Consider the following 2820-nt stretch of genomic DNA (forward strand, 5'->3'; position numbering starts at 1 on the left):
TGTCGGCGTACACGTGAACGTGCATGGCTGCGTACGGATGAACGTGCAGAGTTCGTGATGTGCTGAGGTTCAGGGTTCGGCACTCTGCTGCCTGTTGGTCGAGGTCGCAGAGATGGGGTGGCCATGGTCCTGGATCCGCAACGCTGGCTGGAACTACGGCGTTTTCGTGGCCTGGTCGAGTCCGGAGCCATGAGCCTGACCGAGGTCACCAAGGAGACGGGCCTGAACTGGCGGACGGTCAGCAAGTACCTGGCAGCGGATGGACCCGCCGCGCCTCCGCGCCGGTCGCCGAACGGTCGGTCGAAGGCGAGGGTGATCGACGAGTTCGCTCCGCTGGTCGACTCGATGCTGCGGGCGGAGATCTTGATGAAGGCCGCCGTGATCCACGAGCGGCTTGCGACGGAGTACGGGTTCACCGGCAACTACCAGCGGACCAAGCTCTACGTCCAGGAAGCCCGGCCTCGGATTGCCGAGGAACTCGGCATCACCCCGAATGAGCTGGCAGGCATGCACCGCCGATTCGAGGTGATCCCCGGCGCCCAGGCCCAGGTGGACTGGGGCGACGAGGGCAAGATCCTCGCCCACATGGGAATCCCGAAGGTCTACTCGTTCCACATGACGCTGTCGTACTCACGCGACCCGTTCTGCTGCTTCACCACGAGCCAGGATCTGCAGACGTTCTTCGACTGCCACCGCCGCGCGTTCGCGCACTTCGGCGGGGTGCCGATGACGATCGTCTACGACCGCACGAAGACCGTCGTGCGACGCCACGTCGCCCCAGGTGAGGCGGTCCCGCTGCACCCGGAAGCGGTCGGGTTCGCCGGCCACTACGACTTCGACATCGACGTCCTCGCCGCCTACCGCCCCACCGGCAAAGGACGTGTCGAGCGGCAGGTTCTGATCGTCCGCGACCACGTCCTGTCAGGCAGGTCCTTCTCCTCCGTCGAGGAGATGGACGCCGCCTTCATCACCTGGGTCCCGCAGCGACGGGCCCAGGCCCACAGGACTCACCAGCAGATCATCGGAGAACGGGCGGCCCGCGATCACATGGCCCTCAAGCCTCTGCCGCCGACCCCTTATCTGGTGGCCGAGCGGCATCTGCGGCCGGTCGGCAAGGACTGCCTGGTCGCCTTCGGCGGCAACCTCTACTCGGTGCCGGCCCGAAGGGTCCGCCCTCGGCAGCTGGTGGAGATCCGGGCCACGAAGTCGCAGATCATGCTGCATTCCACCATTGCCGACTCCAGCGGCGAGACGTTGCTGGCGACCCACCCGCGGGCGATCGGCCGCGGAGTCCGTGTCGTCGAAGAGGCCCACTGGGAAGGCCTGCCCACCGGCAAGGGACGCCGGACCACCACCGGCGATGCCCTGCCGCAGCCCCGTCGTGAGCGTCCTCGGGGCGAGGAATCAGGGCCTTTGCGGGCTCTGCTGAACCGGGCCGCGGCCACCCACATCGAGGTCGGACGCCGTCCGCTGTCGGTCTATGACGAGCTGACCGGCACCCGCCCCTTCACCACCCACCCGAGCACGAGGGAAACGTCTTGAGCGAGCTGGTCTCCACCCGCATCCGCAACACGGCCGGCAAGCTCGGCCTGCCCCACCTCGCCGAAACCATCAGGGAGTACACCCGCCGGGCCGACGAGGGGAAGATGGGCTACCTCGACTTCCTCGACCTGGTGCTGTCCGAAGAACTCGCCGTCCGCGATGACCGCCGCTTCCGCCAGGGCCTGCGGCTCTCGAAGCTGCCGCACCACAAAACCCTCGACGAGTACGACTTCGCCTTCCAGCCCGAGCTCGACCCTCGGAAGGTCAAGGACCTCGCCACCCTCTCGTTCGTCGAGGGCAAGGCGAACGCCGCTCTGCTCGGGCCGCCCGGGGTCGGCAAGACGCACATCGCCGTCGCCCTAGCGGTCGCGGCCTGCCGGGCCGGCTACTCGATCTACTTCACCAGCCTCGACGACATGGTCCGCAACCTCAAAGCCGCCGAGACCGCCGGCCGTCTGACGAACAAGCTCGGCACCTACCTGCGGCCCGGCGTCCTCGTGGTCGACGAGGTCGGCTACCAACCCCTCGAACGCGCGGAAGCGAACCTGGTCTTCCAGGTCATCTCCAAGCGCTACGAGAAGGGCTCGATCATCCTGACCTCCAACAAGACCTTCAGCGAGTGGGGCCAGGTCTTCGGCGACGAGGTCCTCGCCACCGCGATCCTCGACCGACTCCTCCACCACTGCGAAGTGATCTCCATCAACGGCCCCAGCTACCGGCTCAAGAACCGCCTCCAGGCCATCGAGCGAGAGAACGACGTGGCCTGACCAGCTGCGATCAAGACACGGGATCCTCGCCCGGCGGGATGAAGGCGTCGGCACCATCGGCATCCTCGACATGCCCCTGAGCATCAACCGTGATGGCCGTCGCCCGCCCCTGCGACGTGATGAGCCAGGCCAGCACCTGTTCCGTCAGCGGCGTTCCCCCTGGGCCCTCGTCCTTCCAGTGCACCCGCCACCCTCCGCCAGGCACCGCGGCCACGACCTGGTCGGCTCGCTCCAGGTGAGAGAAGTCCTCGTAATCCGTCACCGGACGCAGGGCACCACGCTTGGCATCGACAACCAGGGCCGTTCCGGTCGCCTGGTCCCAGCCCTCCACACGCACCATGCGGCCGATCTCGGTATCGGTGCCGTTGAAGATCGCGGTCCAGCCGGTCTGATTGAAATAGCGAAGAGACACCGCTCCATCATCTCGAACCACGACGCCCGCGCGTCACAGGTCTCCTTGCTCTGCACATTCATCCGTACGCGGCTCTGCACATAGGCGAGTACGCCGACA

The 2820-nt window shown here is 66.8% G+C and carries 3 protein-coding genes; 2 read left to right on the forward strand and 1 reads right to left on the reverse strand.

Annotated elements, in window-relative coordinates:
- Window positions 1-189: 189 nt before the first annotated feature.
- Entirely contained in the window at window positions 190-1542 is a 1353-nt protein-coding gene (istA, locus tag ACZ6JY_RS40700; RefSeq protein ID WP_469204636.1) for an IS21 family transposase, read from the forward strand.
- Window positions 1539-2309, forward strand: coding sequence for an IS21-like element helper ATPase IstB (gene istB, locus ACZ6JY_RS40705; protein ID WP_467199954.1), 771 nt, complete (start codon window positions 1539-1541; stop codon window positions 2307-2309). Before istA ends, istB begins: the two co-directional genes overlap by 4 nt.
- 10 nt (window positions 2310-2319) lie before the next feature.
- Here istB and ACZ6JY_RS40710 read toward each other — a convergent pair whose 3' ends face one another.
- On the reverse strand, window positions 2320-2721 hold the full coding sequence (locus tag ACZ6JY_RS40710) for a hypothetical protein (protein WP_469204637.1): 402 nt from the start codon (window positions 2719-2721) through the stop codon (window positions 2320-2322).
- Window positions 2722-2820 lie beyond the last annotated feature (99 nt).

It is taken from the genome of Streptomyces sp. NPDC046335 (genome assembly GCF_055587985.1).

Excerpts from the sequence above, each read along its gene's own strand:
- istA (WP_469204636.1), top strand. The coding sequence starts at position 190 with ATGAGCCTGACCGAGGTCACCAAGGAGACGGGCCTGAACTGGCGGACG.